General features: G+C 47.3%; 1 protein-coding gene. It reads right to left on the bottom strand.

The window, feature by feature from the left end; genetic code table 11:
- Positions 1-61: 61 nt before the first annotated feature.
- Positions 62-628, bottom strand: a 567-nt coding sequence (gene lpxC / locus ACTHUR_RS15440; protein WP_440399517.1) for a UDP-3-O-acyl-N-acetylglucosamine deacetylase, incomplete at its 5' end; no start/stop codon positions are given.

Here is a 628-nt window from a genome sequence, read left to right on the forward strand (position 1 = left end):
GATTTAGGCCGTCTGAACCTCTCAGACGGCATTCTCATTGGACTGCTTTATCTATTTTTTATCAGGCTGCCGGCAGCTCGTGAAAAGCGGTGGGCAAGTCTTCGTCATCGGCAAACTCAACCCATTCGTAAGCGGTTTCATCTGCCAAAACGGCACGCAACAATGCATTATTGATGGCATGACCTGATTTGTAACCTTCAAATGCGCCAATAATCGGATGGCCGACAATGTACAAATCGCCAATCGCATCCAGGATTTTGTGGCGGACAAATTCATCGGGATAGCGCAAACCTTCCGGGTTCAAAACATCCATGTCGTCAATCACGATGGCGTTGTTCAAATTGCCGCCCAGTCCGAGATTGTGGGCGCGCATCATTTCCACTTCGTGCATAAAGCCGAAGGTACGGGCGCGGGCAATCTCATCGATGTAGGATTTTCCTGCAAAATCAATCTCGAAAGTAGGTGCGCTGCGGTTGAATACGGGATGGTCAAATTCGATGGTTAAAGTAACTTTAAAGCCGTCATAAGGCGTAAAGCGCACCCATTTTCCGGTTTCTTTGATTTCAATGGGTTTGAGGATTCTCAAAAAACGTTTTTGGGCTTTTTGATTCACCACGCCTGCATCTTG

It is taken from the genome of Neisseria sp. P0021.S007, assembly GCF_051956855.1.